The organism is Muricoccus roseus, assembly GCF_900141905.1.
In the GTDB taxonomy this organism is placed as follows: Bacteria; Pseudomonadota; Alphaproteobacteria; order Acetobacterales; family Acetobacteraceae; genus Roseomonas; species Roseomonas rosea.
This window is the reverse complement of record NZ_FQZF01000041.1, coordinates 16,413-32,167: the sequence shown is the minus strand read 5'-3', so window position 1 is coordinate 32,167 and position 15,755 is coordinate 16,413. Positions and strand designations below refer to the sequence as shown.

The 15,755-nt window shown below is 71.6% G+C and carries 18 protein-coding genes; 13 read left to right on the top strand and 5 right to left on the bottom strand.

Annotation, left to right across the window (positions count from 1 at the left end):
* Window positions 1–400: methyl-accepting chemotaxis protein (locus BUB97_RS23060; protein ID WP_245818430.1), on the top strand; the 400-nt coding region annotated here is incomplete at its 5' end.
* 10 nt (window positions 401–410) lie between these two features.
* On the opposite strand, the gene BUB97_RS23055 is transcribed toward BUB97_RS23060, so the two are convergent.
* A complete protein-coding gene (locus BUB97_RS23055; protein WP_245818429.1) occupies window positions 411–932 on the bottom strand; it encodes a GNAT family N-acetyltransferase in 522 nt (173 codons plus the stop codon).
* 37 nt (window positions 933–969) lie between these two features.
* Window positions 970–2,649, bottom strand: a complete 1,680-nt coding sequence (gene ettA, locus BUB97_RS23050; protein ID WP_073139521.1) for an energy-dependent translational throttle protein EttA — start codon at window positions 2,647–2,649, stop codon at window positions 970–972.
* A gap of 100 nt (window positions 2,650–2,749) precedes the next feature.
* Here ettA and BUB97_RS23045 point away from each other — a divergent pair, with 100 nt between their 5' ends.
* Window positions 2,750–3,325: a LysE family translocator gene (locus BUB97_RS23045; protein WP_073139518.1), complete on the top strand. Its 576-nt coding sequence runs from the start codon at window positions 2,750–2,752 to the stop codon at window positions 3,323–3,325.
* 218 nt (window positions 3,326–3,543) lie between these two features.
* Here the strand turns inward: BUB97_RS23045 and BUB97_RS23040 are convergent, their stop codons facing one another.
* Complete coding sequence (locus tag BUB97_RS23040) at window positions 3,544–4,200, bottom strand: SH3 domain-containing protein (protein WP_073139516.1); 657 nt, start codon at window positions 4,198–4,200, stop codon at window positions 3,544–3,546.
* A gap of 63 nt (window positions 4,201–4,263) precedes the next feature.
* On the bottom strand, window positions 4,264–4,716 hold the full coding sequence (locus BUB97_RS23035) for a GNAT family N-acetyltransferase (RefSeq protein WP_073139513.1): 453 nt from the start codon (window positions 4,714–4,716) through the stop codon (window positions 4,264–4,266).
* A 133-nt stretch (window positions 4,717–4,849) separates the two neighbouring features.
* Between BUB97_RS23035 and BUB97_RS23030 the strand changes: the two genes are divergently transcribed.
* From BUB97_RS23030 to BUB97_RS22980, 11 genes are all read left to right on the top strand, one after another.
* Window positions 4,850–5,275, top strand: a complete 426-nt coding sequence (locus BUB97_RS23030; RefSeq protein ID WP_073139510.1) for an OsmC family protein — start codon at window positions 4,850–4,852, stop codon at window positions 5,273–5,275.
* Window positions 5,276–5,360: 85 nt separating this feature from the next.
* On the top strand, window positions 5,361–6,974 hold the full coding sequence (locus BUB97_RS23025) for an ABC transporter substrate-binding protein (protein WP_073139507.1): 1,614 nt from the start codon (window positions 5,361–5,363) through the stop codon (window positions 6,972–6,974).
* Window positions 6,975–7,068: 94 nt separating this feature from the next.
* A complete protein-coding gene (locus BUB97_RS23020) occupies window positions 7,069–8,334 on the top strand; it encodes an aminopeptidase (RefSeq protein WP_073139504.1) in 1,266 nt (421 codons plus the stop codon).
* A 69-nt stretch (window positions 8,335–8,403) separates the two neighbouring features.
* Window positions 8,404–8,772 carry a DUF2946 family protein gene (locus BUB97_RS23015; RefSeq protein ID WP_073139502.1) on the top strand — a complete coding sequence of 123 codons (369 nt, stop codon included), beginning with the start codon at window positions 8,404–8,406 and terminating at the stop codon, window positions 8,770–8,772.
* 65 nt (window positions 8,773–8,837) lie between these two features.
* Window positions 8,838–9,311 (top strand): copper chaperone PCu(A)C, encoded by a 474-nt coding sequence (locus tag BUB97_RS23010; RefSeq protein ID WP_073139499.1) that lies wholly within the window; start codon window positions 8,838–8,840, stop codon window positions 9,309–9,311.
* 13 nt (window positions 9,312–9,324) lie between these two features.
* Window positions 9,325–9,855: a YcnI family protein gene (locus tag BUB97_RS23005; protein WP_073139496.1), complete on the top strand. Its 531-nt coding sequence runs from the start codon at window positions 9,325–9,327 to the stop codon at window positions 9,853–9,855.
* A gap of 451 nt (window positions 9,856–10,306) precedes the next feature.
* Window positions 10,307–10,984, top strand: a complete 678-nt coding sequence (locus BUB97_RS23000; protein ID WP_073139493.1) for an RraA family protein — start codon at window positions 10,307–10,309, stop codon at window positions 10,982–10,984.
* On the top strand, window positions 10,981–12,072 hold the full coding sequence (locus BUB97_RS22995; protein ID WP_073139490.1) for an Ldh family oxidoreductase: 1,092 nt from the start codon (window positions 10,981–10,983) through the stop codon (window positions 12,070–12,072). The genes BUB97_RS23000 and BUB97_RS22995 overlap by 4 nt, the downstream gene beginning before the upstream one ends.
* A gap of 51 nt (window positions 12,073–12,123) precedes the next feature.
* Complete coding sequence (locus tag BUB97_RS22990) at window positions 12,124–13,092, top strand: Bug family tripartite tricarboxylate transporter substrate binding protein (protein WP_073139488.1); 969 nt, start codon at window positions 12,124–12,126, stop codon at window positions 13,090–13,092.
* A 5-nt stretch (window positions 13,093–13,097) separates the two neighbouring features.
* Window positions 13,098–14,000: an NAD(P)-dependent oxidoreductase gene (locus BUB97_RS22985; RefSeq protein WP_245818428.1), complete on the top strand. Its 903-nt coding sequence runs from the start codon at window positions 13,098–13,100 to the stop codon at window positions 13,998–14,000.
* Window positions 13,997–14,689: a substrate-binding domain-containing protein gene (locus BUB97_RS22980; protein WP_217659743.1), complete on the top strand. Its 693-nt coding sequence runs from the start codon at window positions 13,997–13,999 to the stop codon at window positions 14,687–14,689. Before BUB97_RS22985 ends, BUB97_RS22980 begins: the two co-directional genes overlap by 4 nt.
* Here BUB97_RS22980 and BUB97_RS22975 read toward each other — a convergent pair whose 3' ends face one another.
* The gene (locus tag BUB97_RS22975) at window positions 14,690–15,682 is read right to left on the bottom strand and encodes a Bug family tripartite tricarboxylate transporter substrate binding protein (RefSeq protein ID WP_073139485.1); all 993 of its coding nucleotides are present in this window, start codon (window positions 15,680–15,682) and stop codon (window positions 14,690–14,692) included. It lies immediately after the preceding gene.
* Window positions 15,683–15,755: the final 73 nt, after the last annotated feature.

Sequence of the window (15,755 nt, the reverse complement as noted above, 5' to 3'; positions counted from 1 at the left end):
GGTGGTGGCGTCGGAGGTGAAGAACCTGGCGGCGCAGACGGCGAAGGCCACCGAGGAGATCGGGGCGCAGATCGCCGAGATCCAGTCGGCGACCGATCAGGCGGTGGTGGCGATCGGGGGGATCGGGCGGACGATCGAGGAGGTGAGCGGGATCGCGGTGGCGATCGCGGCGGCGGTGGAGCAGCAGACGGCGGCGACCGGGGAGATCGCGCGCACGGTGCAGGAGACGGCGCGTGCGACGGAGGCGGTGACGGCCAACATCGCCTCGGTCAGCCAGGGCTCGGCCGAAACCGGCGCGGCCGCGGGCGAGGTGCTCTCCGCCGCCTCGGAACTCGCCCAGCAGGCCGAGCAGCTCAACGGAACCGTCACCCACTTCGTCGCGGAGGTCCGCGCCGTCTAGCGGCCGGGCCTCAGCGCAGGCTTTCGAAGATCAGCATCCGGTGGCCAAGATTCAGGAACTCGCCACCGGGTGTCATCCCGATATCCATCATCACCGCGCAGGAGGAGATGTTGGTCTCGCGCGCGATGGCGATGATGCGCCGCAGCCCGGCCGCATGGCCGAATTCCAGCGCGGCCCTCGCCGCCTCCCGCGCATAGCCCTTGCCCCGGTGATGCGGCCAGAGCGCGTAGCGGAGCGCGACGCCGCGCCCATCCGGCCGTTCCATCAGACCGACGATGCCGAGGAACTCGCCATCCTCCGTGCGGTGCACGGCCCAGGTGCCGTAGCCCCGCACCTCCCAGAAGTCGATGTCGTCTTCCAGCTCCTCCTCCGTGCGCTCGGGCGAGCGCACGCCGTGGAGCATCAGCCCGAAGGCCTCCGGATCGGCCTTCAGGCGGATGAGGTCGGGCAGGTTCTCCTTCCCGACCGGGAGCAGCGTCAGCCGCGCCGTGCGGACGACGCGGGAGGTGACGAGGCGCGACGCGGCCTGCACGGCGCGCCTCATTCCGCGGATGCGGACATGGCCGTCCTCACCGGGTGAGGGGGCGGTACTTGATCCGGTGCGGCTGGTCGGCCGCCGCGCCCATGCGGCGTCGCTTGTCGGCCTCATAGGCCTGGTAGTTGCCCTCGAACCACTCGACATGGCTGTCGCCCTCGAAGGCGAGGATGTGGGTCGCGAGCCGGTCCAGGAACCAGCGGTCATGCGAGATGATCACGGCGCAGCCCGCGAAGTCCTGCAGCGCCTCTTCCAGGGCACGCAGCGTGTCCACGTCGAGGTCGTTGGTCGGCTCGTCCAGCAGCAGCACGTTGTGCGGGTTCTTCAGCATCTTCGCGAGATGCACGCGGTTCCGCTCGCCGCCCGAGAGCACGCCGACGGGCTTCTGCTGGTCGCCGCCCTTGAAGTTGAAGGCGGCGCAATAGGCACGGCTGGGCACCTGGCGCTTGCCCATGGTGATCAGCTCCTGCCCGTCGGAAATCTCCTTCCAGACGGTGTTCTTGTCGTCCAGCGTGTCGCGGCTCTGGTCGACATAGCCGAGCTGCACGCTGTCGCCGACGATCATGGTGCCGGCATCGGGCTTGTCGCGGCCGGTGATCATCTTGAACAGCGTGGTCTTGCCGGCGCCGTTCGGGCCGATGACGCCGACGATACCGCCGGGCGGCAGCTTGAAGGAGAGATCGTCGATCAGCAGGCGGTTGCCGAAGGCCTTGCGGATGTTCTCGGCGGTGATGACGATGTTGCCCAGGCGCGGCGCGGGCGGGATCTGGATCTCGGTGGGGTCCGGCGCCTTGTCGAGGCTCTTCTGCAGCAGCTCCTCATAGGCCTGGATACGCGCCTTGCTCTTGGACTGGCGCGCGGCCGGGCTGCGCCCGATCCATTCCTGCTCCTCCGCCAACTGGCGCTGGCGGGTGCTCTCCTCCTTCTCCTCCTGGGCCAGGCGCTTGCGCTTCGCCGCGAGGTAGGAGGAGTAGTTGCCCTCATAGGGGATGCCCCGGCCGCGATCGACCTCGAGGATCCAGTTGGTCACGTTGTCCAGGAAGTAGCGGTCATGGGTGACGATCAGCACCGCGCCCTGGTAGTCGCGCAGCGTCTTCTCCAGCCAGGACACGCTCTCGGCGTCCAGGTGGTTGGTCGGCTCGTCCAGCAGCAGCAGCTCGGGCTTCTCGAGCAGCAGCTTGCACAGCGCCACGCGCCGGCGCTCGCCGCCCGAGAGGTGGGTCACGGCGCTTTCGGCGGGCGGGCAGCGCAGGGCATCCAGGGCGATGTCCACCGTGCGGTCCAGCTCCCAGCCATTGGCGGCGTCGATCCGCTCCTGCAGCTCGGCCTGCTCCGCCAGCAGGGTGTTCATCTCGTCCTCGGACATCTCCTCGGCGAACTTCATGCTGATCTCGTTGAAGCGCTCGAGATCGGCGGTCAGCGTGCCGAAGGCGTCACGCACATTCTCGCCCACGGTCTTGGTGGGGTCGAGATGCGGCTCCTGGGAGAGATAGCCCACGCGCACGCCCTCGGCCGCCCAGGCCTCGCCGCCGAACTCCTTGTCCTGCCCCGCCATGATCCGCATGAGGGTGGACTTGCCCGCGCCGTTCGGCCCCAGCACGCCAATCTTGGCCGTGGGGAGGAAGGAGAGGGTGATGCCCTTGAAGACCTCGCGACCGCCCGGGTAGGACTTGGTCAGATCCTTCATCACGTAGATGTACTGATAGGCGGCCATGGTGGGGGCTCCGCTGGGCAAGGTGTGGGCGGGCTGTAGAGTGCCCGCCTTCTACCGGTGCGGCGGCCCCGCGCCAACCGCCTCCCATGCTGGAGCCGCCATGCAGGACCCGGTCCTCTTCGCCCTGACGGTGCTGCTGATCCTCGGCACCCCTGGGCCGACCAACACCCTTCTCGCCACTGCCGGGGGTACGGCGGGGTTCCGGCGGGCCCTCCCCCTCGTTCCGGCGGAGGCTGCGGGCTACCTCATCTCCATCCTGACCATCGGGCTGGCCCTGGGGCCGGTCATCGCCTCAGCGCCCGCCGTGGCCATGGGGCTCCGCTTGGCGGTCGGGGCCTATCTCGCCTGGCTGGCGGTCAAGCTCTGGCGCCGGGGGGCGGTGGACCTCTCGGCGGTGCCGGTCACCCCGCGCCAGGTCTTCGTCACCACCCTGCTGAACCCCAAGGCGCTGGTCTTGGCGCTGGGGGTGATCCCCTTCGGCACGCCGGGCTGGTGGCCCTATCTGCTGGGCTTCCTCGGGCTACTCGTCGGCGTGGCCCTGGGCTGGATCGCCATCGGCGCGGCCCTGGGCAGGGCGGCGAGCGCCGTGGGCCAGGCCGGGCTGGTGCCGCGCGTGGGGGCGGCGGCGGTCGGCGCCTTCGCGGTCGTCCTGGTCGTCGTGCCCCTTCTGCGCTGAAGCGGCGACGGGTCTGGGTGAGGGCGCTGATCCTGCCTTTGCAGTCGCCTGTGGCCTTGGACCTCAGGCGCTCCATCAACCGAGCGATTCCAAACGCTTAGAAGAAGATGATGGTCGAAGGCACTGCCCTCGACGGGTCCGGGGAGAGGAAGAATTCCTTCTTCCTCTCCCCGGGACAAACGGCCAGCTCAGAACCTCGAGCGCTGTGGGACCAGCAGTCAGTCCGGACGGCCGCGCCCAGGACCGGGGCCGCGGTCATCCGGTCCGCGATCGGGGCCACGTCCCTCGCCCCGGCGATCGTCGCGCCGGTCGTCACGCCGCTCGCGCCACTCCTCCCGCCGATCCCGGCGCTCGTCGCGCCGGTCCGCGCGGCGGTCATTCCGGTCGTCCCGCCAGTCCGGCCCACGGCCCGGGGGCGGGCCGGGAGGGCCGCCACGCCAGCCCGGCGGGGGCGGGGGCTCGCGGAAGGCCGCGCGCGGCGGCGGCGGGCCGCCCCAGCGGTCCCGGTCGCTGTACCAGGACCGGCCGCGGTAGTGGTCCCGCCAGTAGTCGCCGAACTGGAAGGTGACGACCGGCAGGCCGACCCGGGGCGCGTATTCCACCAGCGGCACGCGCCGCTCCTCATAGAGGTATTGCAGGTAGTTGGAGGAGACCCAGCCCCGCACCTGGCCGAAGCCCACGTCGCACCAGCTGTAGCCCTGCAGGCAGCCGAAGATCTCGACCTGAGCGCCCTGGGGAACCACCGTCACCTGGGGATAGGTGGTGCCTGGGCCGGCCCGCAGGTTGACGTTGCCGGTGGCGAAGCCCGGGGCGGCGAGGGCCGGGCCAGCCAGGCCGATGAGGAGGGCTGTGGCCGGCAGGAGGGCGTAGCGCATCAAGGGTCTCCCGCTGTGTCGCCAGCATGAACGCCTGATCATCGGATGCGATGCGAGGCGGAATCAGGGCATTTCCGGGGCACGCTTCCGGAGGGGGCGGGCCAGATTCTCCCCGGTGCGGGTGAAGCCGAGCGCGCCGAGGAAGCCGCCCGCCTCCTGTCCCTCCCCCGGCGCGGCTTCCAGCAGGTCGCAGCCGGCGGCGCGGGCCGCCTGGGATCCGGCCTTGATGAGCAGCCGGCCGATGCCGTTCCGCCGCTCCTTCTCCACGACCGCCAGGGCGGTAATGCGGGCCAGCGAGCGGTCAGCCGTGAGGCCCGGGTGCCAGTGCAGGGCGATCACGCCGATGACCGCACCGTTCCAGCCGGTGGCCACCAGCACGGCGGAGGATTCGCGCGGCATGGCTTCCATGCGTGAAGCCATCGCACGCGGCGTTCCGCCCAGCAGAGCGGCCAGATCGGCTGAATCGGCGGGCAAGGCGGCACGGATATCCACGCCATATCGGGTTCCGGCGGGCATTCGGTTCTCTCGCTGAGGGCGTCGTGAAGGGAGGCCGCATTGGCGGCCCGGGGGTGCGTGCCCATCCATATGGGGCGCGCGCCACGCCGCCCCATCATGCGGGCGGCACGCCCGCGGACAGAAGGAGAGCGCGATGAAGAGGCATGGTTCGGCCAGCTGGCAGGGCGGGTTCAAGGATGGGCGCGGTACCATCTCCACTGAAAGCGGGGCGCTGGCGGCCCATCCCTATGGCTATGCCATGCGCTTCGAGGAGGTGAAGGGCACCAACCCCGAGGAGCTCATCGGCGCGGCCCATGCGGGCTGCTTCACCATGGCGCTGTCCGCCGTGCTCGGCGGCGCGGGCCTGACCGCCGAGCAGATGGACACGAGCGCCGAGGTGACCTTCGAGAAGCAGGGCGAAGGCTTCGCCATCACGAAGATCCACCTCACCCTGCGCGCCCGGATCCCGGGCACGGATGACGCGCAGTTCCAGGAGCTGGCGGCGAAGGCGAAGGCGAACTGCCCCGTCTCGAAGGTGCTGAACGCCGAGATCACGCTGGACGCAACGCTGGAGGGCTGAGGCCCGCCTCCCTCGCGCCGCCTTTGCTTGACAGGGCGGCGCGGGGTCCGTCGCATGCGCCCCTCGCTTGCCGAAGGGATGCCCCATGACGACACGCCGCGCCCTGATGGGCTCCGCCTTGGGCACTGCCGCCGCCAGCCTCGCCGGCGGCGCGGCCGCCATCGCCCAGCCCGCCATCGTTCAGGGCGATGCCGCGCATACGCTGCGCTTCATCCCCCAGGCGGATGTCACGCAGATCGATCCGCTCTCCACCACCTCCTACGCCGTGCGCAACCACGGCCACATGTGCTGGGACACGCTCTACGGGCTGGATGCCGAGTACCGCCCGCAGCCGCAGCTGGCCGAAGGGCATGTGGTGGAGGATGACGGCCGGCGCTGGACCTTCACCCTGCGCGACGGCCCCACCTTCCATGATGGCGAGAAGATCCGCGCCGCCGATGCCGTGGCCTCCATCCGCCGCTGGATGGTGCGCGACACGCATGGGCAGACCCTGGCGGCACGCCTGGACGAGATCCGCGCCATGGATGACCGGCGCTTCGAGATCCGGCTCAAGCGGCCCTTCGGCGTGATGCTGGACGCGCTGGGCAAGGCCTCCTCCTACCCCTGCTTCATCATGCCGGAACGCTTCGCGAGCACGCCGCCGACGACGGCGCTGACCGAGATCGTCGGCTCCGGCCCCTATCGCTTCGTGGCGGAGGAGCGGCGCTCCGGCGCGCAGGTCGTGTACCGGAAATACGAGCGCTACGTGCCGACGCCGGTGGGTACGCCCGGCGTCACGGCAGGGCCGAAGCTCGCGCATTTCGAGCGGATGGTCTGGATGAACATCGCCGATCCCAGCACCGCGGGCGCCGCGCTGCAGTCGGGGGAGGTGGACATCTGGGAGCGCATGCACAACGACCTGCGCCCCATCCTGGCACGGCGGCGGGACGTGGTGATCGACCGGGTCGAGACGACCGGCACGGTGGTGATGCTGCGACCGAACCATCTGCACGCGCCCTTCGATGACCCCGCGGTGCGCCGCGCCGTCTGGCCCGCCCTCGCCCAGGCGGATTTCATGCAGTCGATCATGGGGAATGACCGCTCGCTCTGGCGCGATGGCGTCGGCCCCTTCCCGCCCGGCACGGCCCTCGCCTCCGATGAGGGCCTCACGGCGCTGACCTCGCCGCGCGACATGGCGGCGGCGCGGGCTGCGCTGGCCGCCACGGGCAAGGCGGGTGCGAAGGTGGTTGTGCTGGATCCCGCGGACCAGGCCACCAACAACGCCCTCACCCTCGTGGCCATCGACATGCTGCGGAAGATCGGCTTCGAGGTGGAGGATGCGGTCTCCGACTGGGGCACCCTGTTGCAGCGCCGGGGCAACAAGGCGCCGCCCGCCCAGGGTGGATGGAACGCCGTGGTGGTGCTGTTCGGCGGCGACGACCTTTCCAACCCCGGGGGCCATCCGCTGCTGCGCGCCAACGGGCAGGATGCCTGGTTCGGCTGGCCCAGCAGCCCGAGGCTGGAGGCGCTGCGCGACGAGTGGCTGGAGGCCGGGGATGCCGAGGCGCAGAAGCGGGTGAGCCGCGCCATCCAGGCGCAGTTCTTCCAGGACGTGCCCTACTGGCCGCTCGGCCAGTACTTCGTCGATTGCGCCCATCGCCGCGGGATGACCTTGGAGCGGCGGGGCATGATGCTGCCCCTGAACGTCAAGCGGGGATGACGATGGCGGGGAAGCGGCGCCTCCCCGCGCCGCTTCCCCCCTTGTCTCGCTCCGTCGCCGCTTCGATCTTGGCGGGGACTGAGGAGACTGCGTCATGGATCTCGCCCCTTCCCCCGCCACGCTGCCCGCCACCGCCGCCCCCGCCGATGCCCGCCTGGACAAGCTGGCGGAACTGGCCGTGAAGGTCGGGCTCGGGCTTATTCCGGGGCAGGAGCTGGTGATGACGGCGCCGGTGGAGGCGCTGCCGCTGGCCCGGCTGATCACGGAACATGCCTACAAGGCCGGCGCCACGCTGGTCACCACCCTCTTTTCGGACGAGCAGTCGTCGCTGCTGCGCTACCAGCATGCGCGAGACGAGAGCTTCGACGTGGCGCCGGGCTGGCTGTTCGAGGGCATGGCGGCGGCTTATCGCGGCGGCGCGGCGCGGCTGGCCATCGTGGGCGCCGATCCCTCGCTGCTTTCCGGCCAGGACGCCTCCCGGGTGGCGCGCGCCAACCGGGCGCAGAGCCTCGCCTACCGACCCGCGCTGGACCTGATCGTGGACAGCCACATCAACTGGACGCTGGTGCCCTTCGCGCATCCGGCCTGGGCACAGGCGGTCTTCCCCGGCGAAACCGCCGAGGCCGCCGTGCGGAAGCTCTGGGACGCGATCTACGCGACCACGCGGGTGGACGAGGCCGATCCCATCGCGGCCTGGGCCGCCCATAACGCCCGGCTGAAGGCGCGGCAGGACCGGCTCAACGAGCAGCGCTTCCGCTCCCTGCACTTCCGCGGCCCGGGCACGGACCTGATCGTGGGGCTCGCGGATGGCCATGCCTGGATGGGCGGGGCCAGCAAGGCGAAGAACGGCGTCTACGGCAACCCGAACATCCCGACGGAGGAGGTCTTCACCACCCCCCATCGCGCGATGACGGAGGGCGTGGTCGCCGCCACCAAGCCGCTGTCGCACCAGGGCACGCTGATCGACGGCATCCGAGTGCGCTTCGAGGCAGGCGCGATCGTGGAGGCGCAGGCCACGCGCGGGCAGGAGGTGCTGGAGAAGATGATCTCCACCGATGCCGGCGCGCGGCAGCTGGGCGAGGTGGCGCTGGTCCCCAGCTCCAACCCCATCGCGCGGAGCGGGATCCTCTTCCTCAACACGCTGTTCGACGAGAATGCCGCGAGCCACATCGCCCTCGGCCAGGCCTATTCCAAGTGCTTCGTCGAGACCTTCTCCGAGGAGGAGCTGGTGAAGCGCGGGGCCAATCGCAGCCTGATCCATGTGGACTGGATGATCGGCTCGCCGGAGGTGGAGGTGGATGGGCTGGACAGCGAGGGCCGCCGCACTCCGCTGATGCGCGGCGGGGAATGGGTGGACTGACGACCCGGTGACTGGCCCCGGAGGCTGAACCGGGTGACTTCGGGCGGCGGCCGGGCTAGAGCCGCCGCCATGCGCCGCCTCCGGCCTGGGCCCCTGCGCCTCCTCGCCCTGCTGCTGCTGCTCCAATGGGGCACGGCGACGGCGCCGCATGCCCGCGCGCTGCAAACCCTGGGCACGGCGCTGCGGGTGGAATTGTGCAGCCCGCACGGGGCGCGCAGCCTGCTGGTGGACGAGGACGGGCAGCCCATCCAGCGCGACGCTGGCCCGGATTGCTGCGCCCTGTGCCTGGCGCCCGCCGCCGCGCCACCGCCCGCGCCGGCCGTGCCGCCGGTTCCGGTCGGCTATGCGGCACCCGTTGCCGCGCCGGACCGCCCCGGCCTGCCCCCGCTTCCTCCCCGCGCACCGCCGCAGCTTCCGCGCGCCCCACCCGCCGCCTGATCTCCCGCTCCTCACGCCATCAAGCGGCGCGCCCCTGCGCGCCCGGGATCATCAGGACCTGAATCATGACCCTTTCCCGTCGCACCGTGGCCGGGCTGGCCGCGCTGGGCAGCCTTGCCCTCCTCCATCCGCTTTCCGCCCAGCCCGCAGGCCTCACCGTCGAGCAGCCCTGGGCCCGCGCGGCCCTGCAGGGCGGCACCGGCGGCGCCTTCCTCACCATCCGGAACGCGGGCAGCCAGCCCGACCGGCTGCTCTCCGCCTCCACCCCCCTCGCCCGCGTCACCGAAATCCATGAGACCGTGCGCGAGGGCGACATCTCCCGCATGCGGCCGATCCAGGCGCTGGAGGTGCCGGCCGGGGGCAGCGTCACCCTCCAGCCCGGTGGGGCGCATGTGATGATGGTGGGGCTATCCCAGGCGCTGCGCCCGGGCACCACGCTGCCCCTCACCCTCACCTTCGAGCGGGCCGGGGCGGTGCAGGTGCAGGTGGCCGTGCAGGGCGCCGGGGCCTCCGCCCCCGCCGCGCATCACCACCACTGAGGAGCGCGGGACCATGAGCTTGCGCTCCCTCCCCGCCGCGCTCGGGCTGCTGGCGGCCCTGGCCGCGCCAGCCGCCGCGCATGTGGTGCTGGACCAGTCCGAGGCGCCGGCTGGCAGCTATGTCCGCCTCGCCTTCCGGGTCGGCCATGGCTGCGCCGGGGCCGCCACCACAGCCATCCGCGTGAACCTGCCGCCCGAACTGCCGAGCGCCCGGCCCATGCCGCATCCGGGCTGGACACTCACCATCGGCGGCGGGGCCGAGGCGGCGGACCATTCCGGGCACGGCGCCCATCACGGCGCGGCGCACCACGCCGCCCCGCCGCCGGGCGAGATCGCATGGACGGGCGGGCCGCTGGGCGACGCCTTCTATGACGAGTTCGTCCTCTTCATCCGCACCCCGGCGGAAGCCGGGCGGGTGCTCGCCTTTCCCGTGGTGCAGGAATGCGAAGGGGGGGCCGTCGCTCGCTGGGTGGAACAGGCGCCCCGGCCCGGGGAGCGGGTGGCCAACCCGGCGCCGCTGCTGCGAGTGGTGGAGAGGCGCTGAGTGGGTCAGGGTGAGGGCTCCGCCCTCAAGACCCGCCAAGGGCCTGAGGCCCTTGGAACCCCGTCTGACTGCCGTGGATGCCGTTGATCGGCGGTCTCTGGTGACGGGTGCTTTTCCTGCCGTTGCAGTCGCCTCGGGTCCATGACCCGAGGCGTACAGTCAGCTGGGCAATTCCGAACTTCCAGAAAGAGATGATGGGTCGAAGGCACTGCCTTCGACGGGTCCGGGGAGAGGAAGAATCAATTCTTCCTCTCCCCGGGACAGACCACCAGCCCATGGGAAGCGTAGGAGGGGCATGACGTGTCCGTCCCCTGGCTTGCCAACACCCCCCGAACATGCCGATCCTCCCCCGTGCCGCGGAGACGGCGTGGAGGGGAACGACAAGCTGCGCGGCCTATCGTGCCGGGCTTCCTCTCCCGCTTGCATCCCGCCTTTCAGGAGAGAGTTCCGCATGAGTGTTGGCCTTCGCATCCTCGAGACGCGGCCCGAGCCCGATTCCGCCCTGATGGCGCGCGCTGCGAAGCTGCCCGTGGCCAATATCGGCGATGTGATGAACCGGCTGCAGTCCATGCGCGGCGGGTTCCTGGCCTATGGCGGGCGGAAGGCCTTCGTGGGCCCGGCGCTGACGGTGAAGGCGCGCCCGGGCGACAACCTGTTCCTGCACCGCGCGATCGACCTGGCGCGGCCGGGCGAGGTGATCGTCTGCGATGGTGGCGGGGACCTGAACATTGCCCTCGCGGGGGACCTGATGATCGGCCATGCCGAGAAGCGCGGCGTGGGCGCGCTGGTGATCGATGGCGCGGTGCGCGACCTCGATGGCATCCGCAAGATGGATATCGGCGTCTGGGCGCGCGGTGCGAACCCCTCCGGCCCCTACAAGGACGGCCCGGGCGAGATCGGCTATGCGGTCGCCTGCGGCGGCCAGGTGGTGATGCCGGGCGACCTGATCGCGGCGGATGAGGATGGGGTGGTGGTGATCCCGCGCGCCGAGGCGGCGCAGGTGATCGCCGACGCCGAGAAGCACGCGGCCAAGGAGGCCGAGACCACCGCGGCCATCCATGGTGGCGGCTGGGTGCGCGGCTGGGTCGAGGAGACGCTCGCGGGCAAGGGCGTCTCGGTCACCCGATGAGAGCGGTTCCTGCCGAGCGCGTCCGGCGCCAGATCCTCAATGTGCTCCAGGCCTGGGGCATGGCGGAGGATCTGGCTGCCACCACCGCGGAAGCGATGGTGGAGACGGACCTGATGGGCATCGACAGCCACGGGCTGTCGATGCTGATGATGTATGAGAGCTTCCGGAAGAACGGGCAGCTTGACCTCACCGCCCGGCCGAAGGTGCTGCTCGACGCGCCCGCGACGGCGCTGGTGGATGGCGGCGCGAATCTCGGCCACCCCAATGCCGATTTCGCGATGCGCCTGGCGGTGCAAAAGGCGAAGTCCGCCGGCATCGGCGCGGTGGGGGTGCGGAATTCGCATCATTTCGGGGCGGCGGGGCATTACGCGCGCATCGCCACGGCGGCGGGGGTGATCGGGTTCATCACCTCCTCGGCCCGCACCGTGCTGATGGTGCCCACGCGGGGCACGCTGCCGTTGCTGGGGGCCAATCCCATCGCCTTCGCCGCGCCCGCGCTGCGGAACCGGCCCTTCGTGCTGGACATCTCCTCCACCACCGTCGCCGCCAACAAGGTGAAGGTCTACGACCTGAACGGAAAGCCGATCCCCGGGGGATGGGTGGTGGACGAGGCCGGGCGGCCGATCACCGATTCCGCGCGGGCGATGGAGATTATCTTCCAGGAACCGGGCGGAGGCGTGACGCCACTGGGCGGGGCGGAGGTGACGGGCGGCCACAAGGGCTACGGGCTCGGCGCCATGGTGCAGATCCTCTCGGCCACGCTGACCGGCGCGGCCTTCGGCCCCATCCGCAACCCGCAGCGCGTGCCGGGCGACCCTGACGATGTCGGGCATTTCTTCATGGCGATCGATCCCCGCGCCTTCCGGCCCGAGGGCGGGTTCGAGGAGGATCTGGATGCCATGATCGACGTGCTGCGCGCGACGCGGCCCGCGGACCCCGCGAAGCCCGTGAAGGTGGCGGGCGATCCGGAGGCGGAGGAGCGCGAGCGGCGGCTGGCTCAGGGCATTCCGGTGCCGCCCGCGCTGGAGAAGCATGTGCGCGAGATCTGCGCGCGGTCCGGGGCGCGGTACGAACTCAGCGAAGACTGAGAGGGCCGGCGAAGCACCGAAGGACAGAGAAAAGGACAGGGAGCGACAGGAATGACCAAGATCACCCGCCGGGGAATCCTCGGCGCAACGGGCGCGGCGCTGGCCTGCCCCGCCTTCGCCCAGCAGATCGGGCCATGGCAGCCGACGCGCCCGATCCAGCTGAATGTCGGCTTCGCGCCGGGCGGCGGCAGCGACATCATCGCACGCACTATCGCCGAGGCCTGCGCGCCGCTCGTCCCCGTGCCGATGGTGGTGGTGAACCGCCCCGGCGCGGGCGGGGCGCTGGCAGCGGAATTCGTCGCGCGCGCCGCGCCGGATGGCCACACGCTGGTGATGCATGGCGGCAGCGAGAGCACCTCGATCCCCGCGCACCGGGACGTGCCCTATGATCCGAAGACCTCCTTCCGCGCCGTGATCCGGCTGACGCGGAACGGCCACATCCTCTCCTGCAAGGGCGGAGACCAGCCGCGCTTCGCCGACCTGGCGGCCGCGATCACCGCCGCCAAGGCCGATCCCGGCGGGCTGGCGCACGGATCGGCAGGCGTCGGCTCGCTGTCGCATTCCATCTTCATCCTGCTCGAGCGGGCGGCGAACGTGCAGTTCCTGCACGTGCCCTATACCGGCGGCGGGCCCGCACTGCAGGCGCTGCTCGCGGGGCAGACGCAGCTTAACGTGAACGCCACGGACGAGCTGGGTTCGCAGGTCACCTCCGGCGCGCTGAAGGCCCTCGCCATCGCCTCCGAGCAGCGTGCGCCGGCCTACAAGGACGTGCCGACCCTACGGGAACTCGGCTACGACATCGTGGCCGACAACATGAAGGGTTGGGTCGGCCCCGCCGGCATGACCGACGAAATGGTGACCTATCTGCACGACCGCTTCCGCCAGGGCATGCAGACCGCCACCTGGAACCGCTTCATGGAGCGCGTCGGCGAGGCGGACGGCTATGCGGACGGCCCGACCTTCCAGCGTTCCATGGATACGCTGCTCGACCAGATCCGCGCCGCACTGAAGAGGAGCTGAACGCTTTGCAGACCATTTCGCCACCGGCGCCCGTCGCCTTCCTGGGCCTTGGGGTAATGGGGGCCTCCATGGCCGCCAACATCCTCAAGGCCGGATTCCCGCTCACGGTCCATAACCGCAGCCGGGGGAAGGCGGAGGCGCTGGAGGCGGGAGGCGCGCGCTGGGCCGCGACACCGGCCGAGGCCGCACGCGGGGCGGCCTGCATCGGCCTCTGCCTGCCCGACACGCCGGATGTGGAGGCGGTGCTGTTCGGGCCGGACGGGCTGGCGGGCGGCGTGGCGCCGGGGACGGTCGTCATCGACTTCAGCACCATCGCCGCCGCGCCCGCCGCCGCCTTCGCGCGCCGCCTGCAGGAGGAGCGCGGCGCGTACCTGCTGGACAGCCCGGTGAGCGGCGGCCCGGCAGGCGCGCGGGACGGCACGCTGACCTGCATGGTCGGCGGCGATCCCGCGGCCTTCGAGGCGGCGCGGCCCTTCTTCGAGGCGGTGGGCAAGACGCTCACCCATCTCGGCCCGCCCGGCGCCGGGCAGGTCTGCAAATCCGCCAACCAGCTCCTGGTGGCCGCGACGATGCAGGCGGTGTCCGAGGCGCTGGCGCTCGGCCGCAAGGCGGGGCTCGACCCGGCGGCGATGCGCCAGGCGCTGCTCGGCGGCTCTGCCCGCAGCTTCGTGCTGGAGAACCATGCGAAGCGCATCAACGAGAGGACCTTCGCCCCGGGCTTCCGGGCGGAACTGATGCGCAAGGACACGCGCCTTTCCCTGGCCGCGATGCGCGACCACGGCGTCTTCGCCCCCGCCACGGCCATGGTGGCGCAGATGATGGAGGCGCTGGTGAACAGCGGGCGGGGCGGGCTGGATTCCTCCTCCCTCGGCGCGCTGGTGGCGGAGCTGTCGGGGCTGGAGGCGTGACCCTGCGGATCCTGTCCACCCTGGCCGTCGCCGGCGCGATGGGCGGGCTGGCGGCGCGGCTGGAAGCCGTGGCCGGCACCCCCGTTCAGGCGGATTTCCTCCCGACCGTCGGGCTTCTCGCCCGCATCCGGGCGGGGGAACGGGCGGATGTCGCCATCCTCACGGCCGAGGGGATCGCGGCGCTCTCGGAAGAGGGCGTGCTGGATGCCGCGAGCCGGAAGGACCTCGTCCGCTCCCATGTCGGCTTCGCCGTGAAGGCAGGGGCGCCGCATCCGGCGATCGGTTCGCTGGAGGAGATGCGCGAGACGCTGCTGGCCGCGCCCAGCATCGCCTATTCGCGCACCGGGGCCAGCGGCATCGCCTTCGCGGCCCTGATCGAGCGGCTGGGCATCGCGGAGGCGGTGAACGCCAAGGCCCGCATCATCCAGGCCGGCTTCACCGCCGAGCTGGTGGCGAAGGGCGAGGCGGCGCTCGCCGTGCAGCAGGTGAGCGAGCTGCTGGCGGTGCCGGGGATCGAGGTGATCGGCCGCCTGCCGGCGGAGGTGGAGGTGGTCGCGGTCTTCTCCGCCGCGGCCTTCCGGGACGCGGCGCAGCCGGAGGCCGCGGCGCGCCTCATCCGCTTCCTCGCCTCGCCGGAGGCCGCCCCGGCGCTCCAGGCGGCGGGGCTGGAGCCGATCCTGCCGGGCTGACTAGGGTCGCTCCATCCCGGTCCGCTTGATCACCCCGGCCCAGCGGGTGATCTCGGCATGCACCGCGGCCTTCACCGCCGCCGGAGGGATGGCGGCGCGAGGCGCCAGGCCCAGCTCCCCGAGGCGGGTGCGCAGCGCCGGGTCGGCCAGCGCGGCCCCGGTCGCCTCGGTGATCCGGGCGATGCTCTCGGGCGGCGTGCCGGCGGGAACGGCGATGGCGTACCAGGTCTGGATGTCGAAGTCCGGCGCCCCCAGCAGCTCCGCGACCGTCGGCACATCCGGCAGCAGCGGGGACCTCTCGCGCGAGGTGATGGCCAGCGGCCGCGCCTCGCCGCCCCGGATCTGGCCGAGCACGGAGGAGGCGGGCTCCACCACCAGCTCCACCTCCCCGTTGCGCAGGGCGACGAGGGCGGCAGGCGTGCCGCGATAGGGGACATGAGTGAAGCGCATCCCAGCCGCGGACTGGATGGCCTCGGCGACGAAGTGCTGGGTGCTGCCGACGCCCACGGTCGCCACATGCAGCACATCGGGCGAGGGCTTCGCGCGGCGGAGCAGCTCCGCCATGTCGCGCGGCGCCTCCGGGCCGGTCCCCGCGAGCAGCACCAGACCGACCGAGGCCACCATCGCCACCGGCTCCACATCCGCCAGCGGGTCGTAGGGAAGGCGGCGGTAGAGGGCGGCGGAGACGGCATAGCCGTTGTTGATGAGCATGAGCGTGTGCCCATCCCGCGCGCGGGCCAGCCCCTCGGCGGCCAGGGTGCCGCCGGCGCCGGGGCGGTTCTCCACCACCACGGGCTGGCCGAGCTGGGCGGCGAGCGACGGGGCAATCAGGCGCGCGACGATGTCGGTGGTGCCACCCGGCCCGAAGCCCTGGATGAAGCGGATCGGCCGGTCCGGCCAGCGTGGCTGGGCGGAGGCCCCGGAGGGCCGGATCAGCGGCAGGGCCAGCAGGCCGAGCGCGGCGCGGCGCGCCACGGGCTTGGAACGGGGCATGGACTCTCCTCCCGGCCCCTTGCCCTTCCTTGGCGGAAGTGTCGCATCCGGCGGCCGTTCCGGATTGGGGAGG